We start from the raw sequence: 18,079 nt of genomic DNA on the forward strand, positions 1-18,079 counted from the left end.
AGAATCGAGCCCTGATTTTAGCCGATTACCCCCAAGAGCCTATTCCAATAGAAATCATGCCCGACGCCCCCGAATACAAAAGCTGGATGTGCCTGATCTGCGGCTATATCTATCACGAGGAAACCGGCGCGCCGGACGATGGCATTCCGCCCGGCACCCGCTGGGAAGACGTGCCGATCAACTGGACCTGTCCGGATTGCGGCGCACGCAAGGACGATTTTGAGATGGTGGTGCTATAAACGGGCTTGCTCAGTAGGCCGTTAACCCATAAAATCCTACGCGCCCTAGGGGCCGCCCTGTCAATGGTATTGTCAGACTGATCTGATGGGGTCATTTTAATCAGGAGACGACAATGATTTTGCGGAGCATAACGACGTGGGTGCTGCTCGTTTTTTCGACGAGCGTGTGGGCGGTTTCCCCCTATATCCAGGGTGATGCGGTGCCGGCAGGGACGGTACAGGCGGTCGCGAATTCGGTCGAGACCAAGCTCAAAAATGCCGGCTTCAAGGTGGTGGGCAAGTATTTCCCCAAGGATCTGGCCGGCCATGGCGTGGTGGTGGCCACCGATGACGCCATGCTCCGCGAAGTCGGCGCGAGCGGCGGCTACGCAGTGCTGGGCGCGGCGATTCGCGTCGGTGTGAAGGCCAACGGCAGCGTGGCCTACACCAACCCGGATTACTGGCAGCGTGCCTATCTCCGCCGGGATTTCGAGAAGCGCGAGCCGGCCGTCAAGGCGGTGCAGGAGCGTCTGAAGGGCGCGCTGGGTGCAGGCAAGCCGCAGGGCGGCGACGAATTGCCCGCCAACCTCGCCAGCTACCGCTACATGATCGGCATGGAGCGCGTCGATTCGCCGAAAAACAAGCTGGCCGAGTACGACAGCTTCAACGAGGCGGTGAAGGTCGTCCGCGACAACCTGGCCAAGGGCGTCGGCAAGACCAGCAAGGTGTATGAAATCGTCCTGCCGGATCGCAAGCTGGCCGTGTTTGGCGTGGCCATGAACGACGGCGCCAACAGCGACGGTGAGTGGCTGAAGAAAATCGAGATGCAGGAGAACGTCGCTGGCCTGCCGTACGAGATTTACGTGGTGGGCAACGAAGTGGGCGCGCCGCACGGCCGTTTCCGCATCGCGTTGGCCTTCCCCGACGTGGGCATGGGCCAGTTCATGCGCATTTCGTCGCTGCCCAACGTCATTATCGAGACCATGAGCGCAGTTGCGGGCACGGACAAGAAATCCACCACCGACGCCTGGCAGTAATCCCGCTGTTCGGGAGCGAATCAGGGCGCGGCTTCGGCCGCGCCCTTTTTATTGCCTGATTCTATTGCCGGAGCTCCGCAGCCCCCGCCACTAAAGAAGCTCCGGCTGCTGCCGTAATGATATCCACGCAGGGGGTGCGGCACGTGCCGTACGCCCCGGGAACTGGTGGAGAAGACGTGTGGACAACGAAGCATTGAAAGGCGTGAAGGTGATGGTCATCGACGACAGCAATACCATTCGTCGCAGCGCGGAAATCTTCCTGAATCAGGCGGGCTGCGAGGTCATCCTGGCGCAGGATGGCTTTGATGCGCTGTCGAAAATCACCGACCACGATCCGGATGTGGTGTTCGTCGACATCATGATGCCGCGTCTCGACGGCTACCAGACCTGTTCGCTGATCAAGCGCAATGCCAAATATCGCACCACGCCGGTGATCATGCTGTCGTCCAAGGATGGCCTGTTCGACCGTGCACGCGGCCGCATGGTGGGGTCGGATGAATATCTGACCAAGCCGTTTACCAAAGATACGCTGCTGACGGCGGTGCGCGAGCACGCCTGTTCCAGAGCCTGACTGTTTTTCAAGGAGTGTAGATTATGGCGATCAGCCGAATTCTGGTTGTGGATGATTCCCCCACCGAGCGTTTTTTCCTGTCCGAACTGCTGGTCAAGAACGGCTATCTGGTCAGCATGGCCGAGAGCGGCGAGGAGGCTGTGGCGCAGGCCAAACAGACCCTACCCGACCTGATCGTGATGGACGTCGTGATGCCGGGCATGAACGGCTATCAGGCGACCCGCATGATCACCAAGGAAGAGGCGACCAAGCACATCCCGGTCATCATGTGCACCACCAAGGGCCAGGAGACCGACAAGGTCTGGGGCATGCGCCAAGGTGCCAAGGCCTATCTGGTCAAGCCAATCAAGCCGGAAGACCTGCTGTCGCAAATCAAGGCGCTGGGCTGAGCGGACCGAAATGGCCAAGAAATTCAACCTGCGCGAATTCCAGACCACGCTTTCGCAGCAACTGCAGGCTGCGGCCAGCCGCGACAACAGCGGGTCCCGCCTGGGGTTTCAGGTCGGGAACGAGAACTGGCTGGTGAGCCTGTCGGACACCGAGGAAGTGATTCCGGTGCCGACCCTCGTCAGGGTGCCCGGCGCATGCCGCTGGTTTCGCGGCGTCACCAACATTCGCGGCAATCTGTACGCGGTGAGCGATTTTTCCGATTTCATGGGCCAGGGCGTGACGCCCGAGCACTCGGATTGCCGACTGCTGATCCCGCACCATGATTTCGGCATGAACGCGGCATTGCTGGTGCGCTGCACGCTGGGGCTGAAGAACATCAGCCGCTACCAGCCGCGCAGCGATCGCGTGGCGCAGCATCCGTGGGCGGCCCGCCATTACTCGGACGAAGCCGGCGCCGACTGGTGCGACATGGATTTCTCGAAACTGCTCGGCGATGCCGAGTTTCTCAAGGTCGAAGCACAGTTCGGCACCGAAGGATATTGAAAACCGGCGCACGCGTGCGTCGACGAGCGGAGGATTGAAGGAGCATGAACATGGCGATAACGATGGGTGGTCTCAAGGGACTGGCTGGCCGCATGACCGAAAAGGTCACGGGCAAGAAGGGCGGCGAACATACCGCCATGATCATGGAGAGCGTGCGCAAGCTGGCCGACACGGAGCCCGGCAAGGCCCCACTGATCGGACATCTGCCGGTTGACAAGCAATACCTGTACGCCGGTGGCGCCCTAATCATCTCGCTGCTGCTGGCGGCTGGCTTCACCGTCCACAGCCTGATTCAGCTCGACAACCGGACCGACTACGAAGGCCGCGCCGGCGACCTGAAAGTGCTGTCGCAGCGGCTGCCGCTGACCGCGCAACAGTCCGTGCTGGGTAACGCCGCCGCCTTCAAGCGTCTGGCCGAGGGCAAGACGGCGTTCGAAACGACGCTGGCGGGCCTGATCGAGGGCGACGACGACGTGCCCGCATCCAGCGGCGCCGCGCGCGAAACGCTCGACAAGATCAGCACCCAGTGGAAAAACTTCTCGCCGCAGGTGGTGCAGATTCTGTCGCAGCAGAAAAACCTGGTCGAATTGAACGAAAACGTGCGACGGATTAACGCGCTGAGTATCGATCTGCAGGAAGTGGCTGAACAGCTCGCCAGCCAGCTGGTCGACGCGGGCGCAAACGTGCGCGAAGTGTCGCGTGCGAACCATCTGGTCATGCTGAGCCAGCGCATGCCGAAAAACGCCAACCTGCTGCTGTCGTCCGACCTGATCGACCCCGAGGTGGTGCTGCAGTTGGAAAAGGACACGACCTCCTTCCGTGACACGGTGCAATCGCTGATGGAAGGCGCGGCCAGCCGCAACGAGGACAGCCTGCTGACCCTGGAAGACCTGGGCGCCAACATGGGCGACATGGTGGAAGCGGTGGGCGAGGTGCTGGCCAACACGCAACCGCTGTTGCAGTCGAAGGTCGCGGCGAACAACCTGTTCGTCGGCAGCGATGCGCTGCTCGACGATACCAACCAGCTGTCGCTGAACTATCAGGCTGTCGGTGGTACCGGCTACCTGCTGGCTGCGCTGTTTGGCGTACTGGCACTGATTTCACTGGTGCTGCTGGGACTGGTCAATATCAACGAGACCAAACAGCGTGCACGCAAGAGCGAAGAGGAAAACAGCCGCAACCAGGAAGCGATTCTGCGTCTGATGGACGAACTGGGCGAACTGGCCGAAGGCAACCTCACCATCAACGCCAGCGTGACCGAGGACATCACCGGTGCGGTGGCCGACTCGATCAACTACACGGTGGAAGAGCTGCGTACCCTGGTGCGCGGGATCAACAACGCGACGCAGCAGATGGATGATGCCGCGAACCAGGCGGGCCAGGTATCTGACGCGCTGCAACTGGCCGCACGTCGTCAGACCGCGGAAATCGAGGAAACCTCGTCCGCGGTGGTGAACCTGGCACAGTCGGTGCAAACCGTGTCGAGCAACGCGGCCGAATCCGCCCGCGTGGCCGAACAATCGCTGGCGGCTGCCGAAAAAGGCCAGCAAGCGGTGGCGAACGCCATTTCCAGCATGAACGGTCTGCGCGAGCAGATCCAGGAAACCTCGAAACGAATCAAGCGCCTCGGCGAATCCTCGCAGGAGATCGGCGAAATCGTCGAACTGATTTCCGACATTACCGAACAGACCAACGTGCTGGCGCTCAACGCGGCCATTCAGGCCGCGTCCGCGGGCGAAGCCGGTCGCGGTTTCTCGGTGGTTGCGGAAGAAGTGCAGCGACTGGCGGAACGTTCGGCCGATGCGACCAAGCAGATCGCGGCGATTGTGAAGACCATTCAGTCGGACACCCACGATACGGTGGCGGCGATGGAAGTCTCGACCCAGGGCGTGGTCGAGGGCGCCAAGCTGTCTGATGCCGCAGGTCAGACGCTGGCCGAGATCGGCACCGTGTCGAAAACGCTGGCCGGCCTGATTGCCGACATTTCCTCCGCTACGCAGAGTCAGGCGGAATCGACCGCCAAGGTGGCGGAAACCATGCAGGACATCAAGACGATTTCGTCTCAGACCAGCACGGGTACGCAGCAGACGGCCGACTCGATTGGCGGCATGAAACAGCTGGCGCAGGATCTGAAGAATTCGGTGTCTGGATTCAAGCTCTCCTGACCGACCGCTACCGGATAGGCAGCCGATCACGGCCTCTGCAATCAACTTCGGGAACAAAACAGAATGAGCGCCTTACTCGATTACGACACCGGCCCGCTGAACTGGGTGCGCGGCGACATCGACGCCGCCTTGCAGGCCGCCCTCGGGCGTATTCAGGCCTACAGCGCAGATGCCGAGCTCACCAATGCGCTGCGCCTGGCGCATGACGACGCGCACCAGGCCACCGGCGCGCTGCGCATGGTTGGGCTGGAAGGCGCAGCCACGCTGTCGGCCACGCTGGAATCCGTGCTGGACGACATCAACGAAAATCGCATCGCCGCGGGCGACGACGTCCTGCGCGCGCTGCGCAACGCGATGGAAGGCCTGCAACGCTGGGTCAAGGACCTGGCGGACGGCCGTGGTAGCGGCGAGCTGGCGCTCTTCCCCCTTTACAAGCGCCTGCGTGAACTGCAGGGCGCCGAACGTGTATTCGAAGGCGAACTGTTTTTCCCCGACCTGCGCTCGCGGGTACAAGGCAAGCCCGGCGGCGAAGGCTTGGCGCAGGATGCGCTGGCCGCCGAGGTGAAGGCTGCACGCGGTCAGTTCCAGCGCGGTCTGCTGGCTTTCCTGCGCAACGCCAATGCGGATCAGGGCCTGCAGCGCATGCGCGATGCCCTGGCTGCGATCGAGCGCATCGCGCCGTCGCACGCTTCGCAAACCTTCTGGTGGGCCTGCGTCGGCTTTGTCGACAGTCTGATTGCGCGCGGCGTCGAAGCGGATTTTCATGTCAAGCAGCTGCTCGCGCGGGTCGACCTGCAGATGCGTCGCCTGATCGAGGGTTCGCCGCAGGTTGCCGAACGCCTGCTGCGCGACGCTTTGTTCTTCGTCGCGAAAAGCCAGCCGCAGGACGGCCGCGCGGCGGAAGTGCGCTCGACTTTCGGCCTCGACCGCTACCTGCCAGGACGCGGCATGCTCGATCCCGAGGCACTGGCGCGCATGCGCCCAGTGCTGGATGCATTGCAGACCAGCCTGAAAGGCGCCCACGACAGCTGGCACGGCTATGTCGAAGGCGATGCCGCACAGCTGGAGCAGTTCCAGACCCACCTTGGACGGATGCAGCCGCAGGCCCATGCGCTCGAGGGCAGCGGGCTGGGCAGCCTGCTGGAAGAACTGGGCGGTGCGGCCAGTGCCGCCGCCGGACGGGAAGGCGATGCGCGCGAACAGATGAATCTGGAAATCGCATCCACGCTGCTGTCGATGCAGAATGCGGTCGCCCGCGAGGATGTGCTGCACGCCGATTATGCGGTACGCGCCGAAGCGCAGCAGGCGCGCTTGCGCGCACTGATCGAAGGCCGCGAAATGCCGGCCAGTGCCGAGGAAACGGCCAACCAGCGTGAAGCCGAACGCGACATGCTGCTGCACATGGCGCAGGAAGTTGGACAGAATCTGCGACAGATGGAAGAGGCGCTGGACGCCTTCTTCCGTGACGCCAACGAGCGCGAGGCAATGGCCAATGTGCCGGCGCTGGCGCAGCAGGCGCAAGGCGCGCTGACCATGCTGGAACTGCCCGAGGCAGCGAGCTTGCTGGCGGCGGCGACGGCCATTGCGCAACCCTATGCCAGCGAAGGCTACCCCGACGAGGCCACCCAGCAGCGGCTGGCCGATGCGTTCTCCAGCCTCGGCCTGTATATCGAGGCATTCTGCGCCGGGCGTCGCGATGCCGTCAGCGTGCTGCGCCCCGCGATGATCGAACTCGGCCTGGCTGAGGAAGAGACGGGTTTCGACGACACCATCGAAGCCGGCCTGCCGGCCCGCAAGGCCGCTGTGCAGACCGACTATCTGGCATGGCGCGACGAGCCCGACGAGGCCGCAAAAAAAAAATTCCTTGATGTTCTGAACGAGCTGGGCCGTGACGCCGAACTGATCGCCGATACACGGCTGCAACAGCAGGTGCGTGCTGCGCTCGAAGCGAGCCAGCACGCAAGCGAGGCGCCGTGGACGCTCGATGCGGACATTGCAGCCCTGACAGGCCTGGCGCTGCCGCAGCGCCCCACAATCGACCTGGCACCCATCGCCGTGGTCGAGCCCGAATTGCCGGCTGCCGAGCCGGCCATGGTCGAGTTCGACAGGGCGGATGCGCTGTCGGACGCTGCCGCGATCGCTGCCAGCGAACCCCGGGACATCCCGCCGCCGGCGCCGCTTGAGGTGCCATCGGCCGCAGCCCTCGCGGCCATGCCCGCCGCCGAACGGCTTGACCGCGTACAGGCAGGTGAATTCACCCTGCAGGCCACGGTTCCCGCGGACTCCGAAGCCGAACTGCTGGAAATTTTTCTCGAGGAAGCCAACGAAGTGCTGGCAGCCATGGGCGAAGCCAGCATGGCCTGCCAGAACAATTCGGACGACCGCGATTCCCTGACCATCATCCGCCGCGGCTTTCATACGCTGAAGGGCAGCGGGCGCATGGTCGGCCTGAACGAACTGGGCGAGGCCGCATGGCGCCATGAATTGTTGATGAACGGCTGGCTGGCCGAGCAGAAGTCGGCCAGCGGCGACCTGTTGCGCCTGGTAGGTCAGGCCCGCGCTGTGTTCCAGGACTGGATCGACGCCTTGCGCGACAACCAGGTCCGGACGCTGCCGCTGGCTGCGCTGCTGAACGCTATCGACAGCGTGGTACAGGGCCAGCCGCTGGATGACGCGCCCGCCGTCGAGGCGCAATCGCTGGCGCTGGACGTGCCGGCGGCAGCGCTTGAATTCGTGCCGCCTGTTGAAGCGGTAGCCGACATTGCGGTCGAACCCGTGCAGGAGACGGTGGTGGAGGCCGTTTCTGCTGAAGCCGCCGACGAGATCGAAATCACCTTCGAGGCCGCGCCTGAAGCCGACGCTGAACCCGAGCCCATGATGGAGACGGCGGACGCACAGGACACTGCCCTCGACCTGCCCGTGGTGGGGGCGCTGATCGAATACGCGGTCGCACCGCCTGTCGTCGATGAATATGAAGTCGAGCCCGCTGAAGTCGAACCTTCTGAAGTCGAGGCAGAAGAAATCTGCATCGGCACGGTGTGTCTGTCGCCCGGGCTGTACGACATTTTCATGACCGAGGTGCACCAGCGTCTCGCCGTATTGCAGGAAGAAGTCGAACGCCACGCCGAAGCAGCCCACAGCACGGTCAGCGAACATGCGCGGCGTGCCGTCCACACGCTGGCGGGCATTGCGGGTACGGCCGGCATCGCGACGCTGTCCGAGCTGTCGCATGCGCTGGAGCAATACTGGAACCGCTTCGTGCATGTGGCCTTGCCGCCCGCGCACTTGCCGCTGGTTCAGGATACGGTCGTCCGCCTGCACGACATGGCCACGGCCATGGAAAATGGACACCTGCCCGAGGCGGCCAGCGACCTGATCGCGACGCTGGGCGAACTGGAAGACGAACAGATCGTCCCCGAAGACGAAACGCCGCTTGCATCGCCGCCGGCTGTCGAGAGCACGTTCGCCGAGGTGCCGCCGCAGCCGGTGGCGCCTGCCGCGGCCGACCTGCCGGACATCAGCGCGCTGGTGCCCGACATCAAGCTGGCGGGTCCGGCGCCGGTGTTCGAGCGCCGCGAGGTGGCCGACGAGATCGACCAGCAGCTGCTGCCGATTTTCCTTGAGGAAGCCGACACCCTGGTACCCGATACCAGCGCACAACTGCGCGCCTGGAGCGCCGCCTCCGGCGAGACGGCAGCACGCGACGCGCTGCGCCGCAACCTGCACACCATCAAGGGCAGCGCGCGTATGGTCGGCGCGATGCGCCTGGGCGAACTCACCCATGTGATGGAATCGCGTGTGATCGCGGTGATCGAGGGCCATCTGCTCGCCAACCGCGAAGTGTTCGATACGCTGGAAACGCAACTCGACCGCGTGGCTGAAATCGTCGACCGCTTGAAGCGGGGCGATCTCACGCCGCTGAGCGAGGAAGCACCCGCTGCGCCGCTGGAAGCACCGATCGAACCCGTGCTGAACGCCGGCGAGATCGCCGCGGCTGTTCCCACGCACGCCGCGGTCGTCGATACGCCGGCTCAGAGCGCCACGCGCGATGCCAATGCGCTGACGCTGCGGGTGCGTGCCGACTGGGTCGACCGCATGGTCAACCAGGCCGGCGAAGTGGCGATCGCGCGCTCGCGGATCGAGAGCGAAGTATTTGCCTTCAAGCGTCACGTCAACGAGTTGTCCGAGGCGCTTACACGTCTGCGCGGCCACATTCGCGAGGTCGAGATCCAGGCCGAGTCGCAGATGCAGGCCACTTTCCTCAGCCAGGGCAGCGCCGAAAAATTCGATCCGCTGGAGTTCGACCGCTTCACCCGTTTCCAGGAAGTCACGCGCTTCCTGGCTGAGAGCGTGAACGACATTTCCACTGTGCAGCACATCCTCTTGGCGCGACTCGGCGAAGCCGATGCCGCGCTGATCCAGCAGACGCGCCTGAACCGCGAGCTGCAGCAGGATCTGCTGCGGGTGCGCATGGTGCCGCTGTACTCGGTGGCCGAGCGTCTGTATCGCACCGTGCGCCAGACCGCACGCGACGTCGACAAGCGCGCTCAACTCGACATCCAGGGCGGCGAACTCGAAATCGACCGCTCGGTGCTGGAAAAAGTCACCGCGCCACTCGAGCACCTGTTGCGCAACGCGCTGGCGCACGGGATCGAGTCACCCGAGGTACGCCGCGAGGCCGGCAAGCCGGAGTTCGGCGAAATCGTCCTGTCCGCGCGCCAGTCCGGCAACGAAATGATGCTGACCGTGAAAGACGACGGCGGCGGACTCGACTACGCCCGCATCCGCGAAAAGGCTGAAGCCCAGGGCCTGCTGCTGCCGGGGGTCGAACCGACCGAAACCCTGCTGGCGCAGATGATCTTTGCCGCCGGTTTCTCCACTGCCGAAACCGTCAGCCAGGTGTCCGGCCGTGGCGTCGGCATGGATGTGGTGAAGAGCGAAATTTCCGCGCTGGGCGGCCGCATCGACATTGTCTCGACGCCGGGTGCCGGCACCAGTTTCCACATCTACCTGCCGTTGACGCTGGCGATGACCCAGGCGGTGATGATCCATGCAGCCCGCCACGACTATGCACTGCCGACGCCGCTGGTGCAGCAGGTGCTGGAACTGAAGCCGGAGGCGCTTGCGCAGGCCATGTCCGCCGGCGAGGTGGAATGGCGCGGTTCGCGTTACCCCTTCTCCTACCTGCCGCACCTTTTGGGCGACACCGAGGCGGTTCACGAAGTGCAGCGCTACAACCCGGTGGTGCTGCTGCAAAGTGGCGCCAGCCTGGCGGCCGTGCTGGTCGACGTGATCGAGGGGACGCGCGAAATCGTGGTCAAGAACATCGGCCCGCAAATCGCTCGCATCACCGGTGTTGCAGGTGCCACGGTGCGCGGTGACGGGCGCGTGATCCTGATTCTCAACCCGGTGCCGCTGGCGCTACGCTGGGCCAGCCTGCCGCGTACTGCGGCCGAACGCACGGCCCCCGCCCAGGCTGCCGAACTCAGCGCCGCCCTGCAGCCACCGCTGGTGCTGGTGGTCGACGATTCGCTCACCGTGCGCAAGATCACCACCCGCCTGCTCACCCGCGAAGGCTTCCGTGTCGACAGCGCAAAGGATGGCGTCGATGCGCTGGAACGGATGCACGACCTGATCCCCGACGTGGTGCTGCTCGACGTCGAAATGCCGCGCATGGACGGTTTCGAGCTGGCCCGGGTGATGCGCAGCGACAAGCGCCTGAAATCGGTGCCGATCATCATGATCACCTCGCGTACGGCGGACAAGCATCGCAACCACGCGATGGAAATCGGCGTCAACGTCTATCTGGGCAAGCCGTATCAGGAACAGCAGCTGCTCGATGCCATCGCCGAGCAGTTGGGTAAGGAAGCCACCGTGCCGGCATAAGCGGCAGGCAGACGACAAAACGGGCGCCGCGGCGCCCGTTTTGTCGTCTAGAGTTTCAGGCCCGCAAGGTCGCCGCCGGCCAGCGCGTTGAGCTGCGCGTCACCGTGTGCGGGGTCGCGATGGTAGGTTGTGATCAGCTTCCGCGCCGCATTCAGCCAGTGGGTTTCGGCTGCCGCCACGGTGCGCGCCAGCCCGGCCGTGTCGCGGCTGTCGAGCCAGGCGTCATACGCCTGCGGCAGCGCCGGGAACAGCGCACGGCGCAGGCCGGACAGGTTCGCCAGGTAAAAATGCAGCGAGCCGATGGCCTCGCGTTCGAGCAAGGTCGGCAACGTCACCAGGCAGTCGGCCAGATGGTCGCGCACCGCGCGTGCCAGCAGTTCGGCATGGCGCGAGCCGAGCTGGCCGAGCATCGCATTCCAGTCCTCACCCAGCAGCGATTCGGCGCGCGCCTCGCCGATCTCGTGCAGGATCATCGCCTCGCTCTCGGCTTCCACCATGCGGTCGAGCCCACGATCGATATCGCGTTCGAAATCATAGTGGGCAAACGCGCGCCCCAGCGCAGTGTCCTTTTCCTTCCACTGCCACTCTTCATATTTGTTCCACAGCAGACGGCGCACCGCATCCATGCGCAGGAAAATGGCGCCGCCGCGCATCGCCGCCGGCGGCGCGATCAGGTCGCGCGCGTATTCGCAGCCGGCCACCAGCACCTGCACGCCTTCGCGTACTTCGGCACGCTTGAGTTCGGCCAGAACAAAATGCGGCTTGCGGAAATGCCCCAGCCCGCTGCTGTAGACCAGGCCCTGCGGGATCAGCGCGCGGTTGATGTCGTCGGCCTCGAACGGATCGATGCCGGAATCGGTCAGCGGCAACAGCGCGAAATCCTCTTCTTCCACCGTATCCCACAGGCTTTCGCGCGCGTTCAGCCAGTCGCCGAGCTCATCCTTGGGCAGACGTGCGCCGTAGGGAATTTCCATTTCCCAGCGGTAGTACTCGCGCATTTCGAGCAGGAAGGTGCACATCGTCATGTCGCGTGCGTGACGCGCGTCGGCGATGGTGCAGTTCTTCTGCACGGTGTCGATGAGGGCAGACAGTTCCAGCATGGCGCACTCCGTAAAACCGCTTTATCTGGGAGTGTACAAATAAAAACAGCCCGTGCAACCGGGCTGTTTTAAGGGGTATTCCCAGCGGCTTAATGGCGGCGTACTGAACCATAGAAATTCAGGTCGGCGCGCGAACGGCGCGACAGGTCGAAGCGTGCGGCATCAGTGCCACTGAACTGGCCGGCGAGCTGGCCGTAGACTTCGCTCGCCCAGGCCTTGTCGTTGAGCGCGTCGGCAATGCCTTCGGCCCAGCGCAGCTTGTCGGCCGGCGTGCGGAGGTGTGTGCCGCATTCGGCATACCACTTCTTCAGCGTCTCGGCCGGCAGGGCGAATCCCTTCAGGCGATCGATGAACTGGATGCAGGCATCGCCATTCGGGCAGGCTGCGGCTGCGGCGGCGTAGAGTTCGTCGGCCTTGCCAGGGTTACCCATGGAGGCGTACAGACGGCCGAGGTGGGTCAGCGCAAAATGGTCGCCGGCCTTGGCGCGCGCGGCTTCCAGCAGACGCGCCGCTTCGGCCGCATCCGAGGTGGCGGCGTAGCTTGCTTCCGCGAGTTTGGCCAGGTCATAGACGTTGGCGTCGGCATCCGCCGCCAACGCCGCTTCGCGTGCGGCGAGGTAGGCACGCGCCTTGGATACGCCAAGCTCGCGGTGCTTCATGTGCGCCGCGGTGACCACCAGGTCCTTGAAAGCGATGAAGTCGGTCGCATTCTCCGCCGCGCGATCGAGCAGACGGCCGAGCCAGGCGGTGTCGTCGAGGTTCTTGTCCACCGCCTGCAGGATCGGCTTGTAGCGCGAGAACTGGTAGCCGGTGCCATCGAGCAGGGTTTCCGCCGACTCGATCAGCTTGGCGGCATAGAACGGGTCTTCCAGTTCCAGCCGCACGCGTTCGGCCAGTGCAAGGAACTGCTTGACGCTGACCGCGTCCTTTTCCAGTTGCTGGAACTCCATGTAGCGTGCGTGGTTGGCCTGGCGCTTTTCCAGCTTGGCCTTGACGCGGGCAAGGCGCGCGGCGTCGTCGGCCAGATGCGCTTCCACCGCCGTCACCAGCTTCTGCATTTCGTCGAGACCGGCCACCGCGTCTTCGGCCTTGTCCAGCAGCGCGGTCGCACCCGGCTTGTCGCCCACGCCGGCCAGCCCTTCGGCCAGTTCGATGTATTCGCCGGTGGCGCTGGCAAGATCGCCTGCCTTCTTCAGCGCCGCCTGCGTGAAGGCGGCATCGCCTGCCTGCTTGGCCGATTCGATCAGCGTCTTCGCTGCGGTGAAATCGGTTGCGCCTTCGAGCGCGCGCTGGTACAGCGCCTTGGCTTTGGCCGGATCACCCAACGTCTTGGTGACTTCGGCCGCCAGTGACAGCAGGTCGGGCACGGTGGAGAGCTTTTCTCCCGCCTTGTGGAATATCTGGGCTGCGTAGTCCTTGTCCAGCAGATGCTCGGCCGAGGCGGCAGCGAGTTTGCTGTATTCCACCGCGCGCGAGATCTTCGCTTCGGCCTTTTCCAGCACTTTCTTGGCGAACGCGCCGTCGGCGATCACGCGCATCACGTTCTTCGCCAGGTCGATCAGCGGATCGAGGTTGCTGGTTTCCTTCAACGCCTTTTCGTAGGCACCCACGGCCGCATCCTTGTCGCCCAGCACCTTAAACTTGGCTTCGGCCAGCGCGACCTGTTCCTCGCCGCTCATGCAGTAGTCTTCCGCCGTCTGCAACAGCTCCTCGGCCCGACCCTGTTCGCCCAGCGCCTTGTAGACGATCGCGCACGCGGCGAGGTCCTTGGTGAACTGGCAGTCGTCGGCCACGCGGTCCATCAGCTCCTTCGCGTAGGCGGCGTCGGCCGGCTCCTGCAGGGCTTCGAGCGCGAGCGCCGCGTAATCGGCGCCGCCACTGCATTGGGCTTCTTTGGGGGTGAGGGTGTCGCGGGTGGCCATGGGGTGTCTCCAGGTAAATGTGACTCAACCGGGCGATTTTCCGCCTGCGGAGAAGGACAGCCAAATAAGTAATGTCGATGGCGGCATTAGCCACGGCATAGCGCCGCCCAAAACGCCCCCCTACCCGCTCAATACCGGGCCGGATGCGGCATCAGTCCGGCAGGCTTCGCCCCTGCGTCAGCATCGTCCGCAGGGACCGCAGCTCCTCGCGAACGGCACGCAATTCCTGCTCGATGTGGGACCCCTCGCTGTGCAAGACCTCGGTGATAGCGGCTTCTTCCTGCTTGACCGCCTGCTCGTGCATGCTCTGCATGGCGTCGACGATGATGGCGATGAACAGGTTCAACACCGTGAAGGTGGCGATCAGGATGAAGGGGATGAAGAACAGCCAAGCATAGGGGTAGCCCTCCATCACTGGCCGCACGATGCCCATGGACCAGCTTTCCAGGGTCATGATCTGGAACAGGGTGTACATGGAATGGCCAATGCTGCCGAACCATTCCGGATGGCTGGCGCCGAAGAGGCCGGTAGCCATGACCGCGGCCACGTAATAGACCACCACCATCAGCAGGGCGATGGAACCGATGCCCGGCAGGGAATGCAGCAGCGCCTCCACCACGAAGCGTAACCGCGGCAGCATCGACAGCAGGCGCAGCACCCGCAGGATACGCAGCGCGCGCAGGATCGCCAGCGGTCCGCTGGCGGGCACCAGGGCAATGCCCACCACCAAGAAATCGAAAATGTTCCAGCCGCGGCGGAAAAAGCTCGGTCCCTGGGCAATGAGCTTGAGGCCGATCTCCACGACGAACACACCGAGAATCAACGTGTCGAGGGCGATGAGTTGGGGACCGATGTGCGCCATGATCGTCGGCGAGGTTTCCAGCCCGAGGATGATGGCGTTGATCACGATCAGGCCGATGATGAAATTCTGTACTGACTTTGACTCCACCCAGGCGCCAAGCGTCTGGCGTAAGGAGGGGGTGTTTTGGCCGCGGCCTGCTTGCTGCATGTCGTGCTCCACTGCGGGTAAGGTTTGAATCAGGTAGGGGGGTTGACTGCGTGCGCGCTGGTCGGGGCTCAGAGGACGTAGCGCGCGAGGTCTTCGCGGGCGGCCAGCGCGGCGAGCCGGGTGGTCACGGCGTCGGCATCGATCCGGTGTTGGCCGGTGACGTTCCCGGCGTCGAAGGAAATGTCCTCCAGCAGCTTTTCCATCACCGTGTGCAGCCGGCGCGCGCCGATGTTCTCGGTGCGCTCGTTCACCTCGAAGGCGATTTCCGCAATCCGGCGGATGCCATCCTCGGTGAACGTCAGTACCACGCCTTCGGTCGCCAGCAGCGCTTCGTACTGGCGCGTCAGGCAGGCGTCGGTCGAGGTCAGGATCTGCTCGAAATCGCCTACCGACAGCGCCTGCAGTTCGACGCGGATCGGCAGCCGGCCCTGCAGTTCGGGAATCAGGTCGGACGGCTTCGACAGATGAAAGGCGCCGCTGGCGATGAACAGGATGTGGTCGGTCTTCACCATCCCGTACTTGGTCGACACCGTGGTGCCCTCGATCAGCGGCAACAGGTCGCGCTGCACGCCCTGGCGCGACACGTCGCTGCCGTGGGCTTCGGAGCGGGTGGCGATCTTGTCGATCTCGTCGAGGAAAACGATGCCGTTCTGCTCAACCGCTTCCAGCGCCTGCTGCTTGGTTTCCTCGTCGTTGATCAGCCGCCCGGCCTCTTCCTCGGTCAGCAGCTTCATCGCCTCGCGCACTTTCAGCTTGCGTGTCTGCCGGCGGTTTTGGCCGAGGTTGGCGAACATGCCCTGCAGCTGTTGCGACAGGTCTTCCATCCCTGGCGGGGTGAAGATTTCCATGCTGGGGCTGACCGCCGCCAGCTCGATTTCGATTTCCTTGTCGTCGAGTGCGCCCTCGCGCAGCATCTTGCGGAAGCGTTGACGCGCCGCGCCGTCCTCGCGTGGGGGTTCGGGCTCGTTGAAGCCGACGCTCCGCGGCGGCGGCAGCAGCGCGTCGAGCACGCGGTCCTCGGCGGCTTCCTCGGCACGGAACTGCACCTTGGCGGTGGCCTGCTCGCGCATCTGCTTGACCGCGGTTTCCATCAGGTCGCGAATGATGGTGTCGACATCGCGCCCGACGTAGCCAACCTCGGTGAACTTGGTCGCCTCGATCTTGATGAAGGGCGCGTTGGCGAGCCGCGCCAGACGGCGTGCGATTTCGGTCTTGCCGACGCCGGTCGGGCCGATCATCAGGATGTTCTTCGGCGTGATTTCCTGCCGCAGCGGCTCCTCGACCTGCTGGCGCCGCCAGCGGTTGCGCAGCGCAACCGCCACCGCACGCTTGGCGGCGGCCTGGCCGACGATGTGCTTGTCGAGTTCGTGGACGATTTCTTTGGGGGTCATAAAGGCAGTGAGGGGTCAAGGGTGAAGGGGGAAGGGTGTGCCCCTCCCGGCAGGGAGGGTGGCACGCAGCGCCGGGTGGGCCTCACCCTTCCCCCTTTACCCTTCACAGCGTTTCGATCACATGATTCTGGTTCGAATAAATGCAGATGTCCCCCGCAATGGTGAGGCTCTTTTTGACGATTTCAAGCGGGGACAGGTCGGTGTTCTGCAGCAGCGCCACTGCGGCCGACTGGGCGTAGGCGCCGCCGGAGCCGATGGCGGTGATGCCGAGTTCGGGTTCCAGCACGTCGCCGTTGCCGGTGATGATCAACGAGTGCTCGCGATCGGCCACCGCCAGCATGGCTTCGAGCCGACGCAGCATGCGGTCGGTGCGCCAGTCCTTGGCGAGTTCGACCGCGCTTCGGAGCAGGTGCCCCGAATGCTTGTCGAGCTTGGCCTCGAAGCGTTCGAACAGGGTGAAGGCGTCGGCGGTGCCGCCGGCAAAGCCGGCCAGCACCTTGTCTTCGTGCAGCCGCCGGATCTTGCGCGCAGTGGACTTGATGACGATATTGCCGAGCGTGACCTGGCCGTCGCCGCCGAGGGCGACTTCATTGCCCCGGCGCACGGACAGAATGGTGGTGCCGCGATATTGTTCCATGAGGCGGATTATATAAGGACGCTCAGGCCGGTGCGGGCCGGTGTGGATCGAGGATGGCGGGGTTCAGCTGGGGTGGCGCGGCTGCAGCTGGGTCAGCTGATCGATCCCCATCACGCGGAAAAGTTCGTGGATCAGCGCGTTGTGCCCGCGCAGCGTGATGGCCTTGCCGCTGCCCAGGCACTGCATCAGCACGCTGATGAGCTGGCTGACGCTGCCGTAATCGATGCGGGTGACCTGCGACAGGTCGACCAGTACGTCGTTGTGGGTCGCGGCATAGCTGGTGAACTGTTGTAGGGCGCTGTCGTTGGCGGGGGTGATTTCGCCGGAGAGCCGCAGGGCGTCGTCCTGCAGCTCGGAAGGTTCGGCCTTGACCACTTCGGCAGCCTGCACCGCGCTCCACGAGGGCGGCGACACTTCAAAGTGCACTGCGTAATCGACGGCCAGATCTTCAAAATGGTCCTGCTGGCCGAGCGTCTGGTACAGCTCCAGCAGCAGCAGCCAGTGCGCCGCGCGGCTGTGGGTCGCGCGGTTGAGGTCCTGCAGCAGCGCGGTCAGGGTGTCGACGCCGCTGACCTGCAGCTTGCGTTTGACCTTGCGCGCGGCGGCGAGGATCTCCGCGCATTCTTCCGCGCCCGCCTCGTCGACCATCGCAATGCGCGAGAAATCGATGCGCACCGCCGTGTTCTTGGCGGCGGCGGCAATGCCCTCGCGCAGCGTGGCGGTCGATTTCTTGTCGAGCAGACCGGGCAGTTCGAGGCTTTCGGTTTGTGCCTGCTGCGGCTTGGGCGCGCCGTTGCCGCCCAGCCGTTGCCAGACCGGCGGCGAGGTTTCAAAGCGCATCGCATAGTCCAGCGCCACCTGTTCGAATTCCTTTTCGCGGTTCTGCACGCAATAGAGGTCGAACAGCATGTGCCAGGCGCGGCGGTCGCTTGTCGTCAGGATCCCCTTCAGCATGCTCTCCGCCATTTCGGTCTGTCCGCTGGCGTACAAAATGGCCGCCTCGTCTACCGGAGACTGGGGCGCGCCGCTGCTTTCCTCCACCACGATGCCGCTCGCCCCCATGTCCATGGTCATCAGGGTTTCGGTGTGCGGGGATTCGGAAACGGGGGCGGGCGCCGTCGTCGGCTTTCGCGCGGCGGGGGCGGGCTTGTCCTTGCCTTTTCTGAAAAACGGGAGAGCCACGGAATATGCGTGCTTGAGTCAGGGGTTC

General features: G+C 64.1%; 13 protein-coding genes. 7 read left to right on the forward strand and 6 right to left on the reverse strand.

The genetic code is table 11. The features are described from left to right. Positions 1-56 precede the first annotated feature (56 nt). From Q8R61_RS11235 to Q8R61_RS11265, 7 genes are all read left to right on the forward strand, one after another. Positions 57-239, forward strand: a complete 183-nt coding sequence (locus tag Q8R61_RS11235) for a rubredoxin (RefSeq protein WP_305537239.1) — start codon at positions 57-59, stop codon at positions 237-239. Between the two features lie 140 nt (positions 240-379). Next, positions 380-1,255, forward strand: coding sequence for a hypothetical protein (locus Q8R61_RS11240; protein ID WP_305537241.1), 876 nt, complete (start codon positions 380-382; stop codon positions 1,253-1,255). Positions 1,256-1,466: 211 nt separating this feature from the next. Then, the gene (gene pilG, locus Q8R61_RS11245) at positions 1,467-1,826 is read left to right on the forward strand and encodes a twitching motility response regulator PilG (RefSeq protein ID WP_305537735.1); all 360 of its coding nucleotides are present in this window, start codon (positions 1,467-1,469) and stop codon (positions 1,824-1,826) included. A 23-nt stretch (positions 1,827-1,849) separates the two neighbouring features. After that, positions 1,850-2,215 carry a response regulator gene (locus Q8R61_RS11250; RefSeq protein ID WP_305537243.1) on the forward strand — a complete coding sequence of 122 codons (366 nt, stop codon included), beginning with the start codon at positions 1,850-1,852 and terminating at the stop codon, positions 2,213-2,215. A gap of 10 nt (positions 2,216-2,225) precedes the next feature. After that, entirely contained in the window at positions 2,226-2,759 is a 534-nt protein-coding gene (locus Q8R61_RS11255) for a chemotaxis protein CheW (protein ID WP_305537245.1), read from the forward strand. Between the two features lie 50 nt (positions 2,760-2,809). After that, the gene (locus Q8R61_RS11260) at positions 2,810-4,924 is read left to right on the forward strand and encodes a methyl-accepting chemotaxis protein (RefSeq protein ID WP_305537247.1); all 2,115 of its coding nucleotides are present in this window, start codon (positions 2,810-2,812) and stop codon (positions 4,922-4,924) included. A gap of 63 nt (positions 4,925-4,987) precedes the next feature. Next, positions 4,988-10,810: an Hpt domain-containing protein gene (locus Q8R61_RS11265; RefSeq protein ID WP_305537249.1), complete on the forward strand. Its 5,823-nt coding sequence runs from the start codon at positions 4,988-4,990 to the stop codon at positions 10,808-10,810. A gap of 47 nt (positions 10,811-10,857) precedes the next feature. On the opposite strand, the gene Q8R61_RS11270 is transcribed toward Q8R61_RS11265, so the two are convergent. From Q8R61_RS11270 to Q8R61_RS11295, 6 genes are all read right to left on the reverse strand, one after another. Further along, positions 10,858-11,910 (reverse strand): Sfum_1244 family protein, encoded by a 1,053-nt coding sequence (locus Q8R61_RS11270; protein ID WP_305537251.1) that lies wholly within the window; start codon positions 11,908-11,910, stop codon positions 10,858-10,860. Positions 11,911-11,999: 89 nt separating this feature from the next. Continuing rightward, positions 12,000-13,832, reverse strand: coding sequence for a hypothetical protein (locus Q8R61_RS11275; protein ID WP_305537253.1), 1,833 nt, complete (start codon positions 13,830-13,832; stop codon positions 12,000-12,002). Positions 13,833-13,983: 151 nt separating this feature from the next. Continuing rightward, on the reverse strand, positions 13,984-14,841 hold the full coding sequence (locus tag Q8R61_RS11280) for an ion transporter (protein WP_305537255.1): 858 nt from the start codon (positions 14,839-14,841) through the stop codon (positions 13,984-13,986). Positions 14,842-14,909: 68 nt separating this feature from the next. Beyond that, positions 14,910-16,232 carry an ATP-dependent protease ATPase subunit HslU gene (gene hslU, locus Q8R61_RS11285; RefSeq protein ID WP_305537257.1) on the reverse strand — a complete coding sequence of 441 codons (1,323 nt, stop codon included), beginning with the start codon at positions 16,230-16,232 and terminating at the stop codon, positions 14,910-14,912. A 103-nt stretch (positions 16,233-16,335) separates the two neighbouring features. Further along, complete coding sequence (gene hslV / locus Q8R61_RS11290; protein ID WP_305537259.1) at positions 16,336-16,869, reverse strand: ATP-dependent protease subunit HslV; 534 nt, start codon at positions 16,867-16,869, stop codon at positions 16,336-16,338. 63 nt (positions 16,870-16,932) lie between these two features. Next, positions 16,933-18,051: an STAS domain-containing protein gene (locus tag Q8R61_RS11295; RefSeq protein ID WP_305537261.1), complete on the reverse strand. Its 1,119-nt coding sequence runs from the start codon at positions 18,049-18,051 to the stop codon at positions 16,933-16,935. Between the last annotated feature and the right edge of the window lie 28 nt (positions 18,052-18,079).

Origin of the sequence: Thiobacillus sp., assembly GCF_030696885.1 — a bacterium.
Classification (GTDB): Bacteria; Pseudomonadota; Gammaproteobacteria; order Burkholderiales; family Thiobacillaceae; genus Thiobacillus.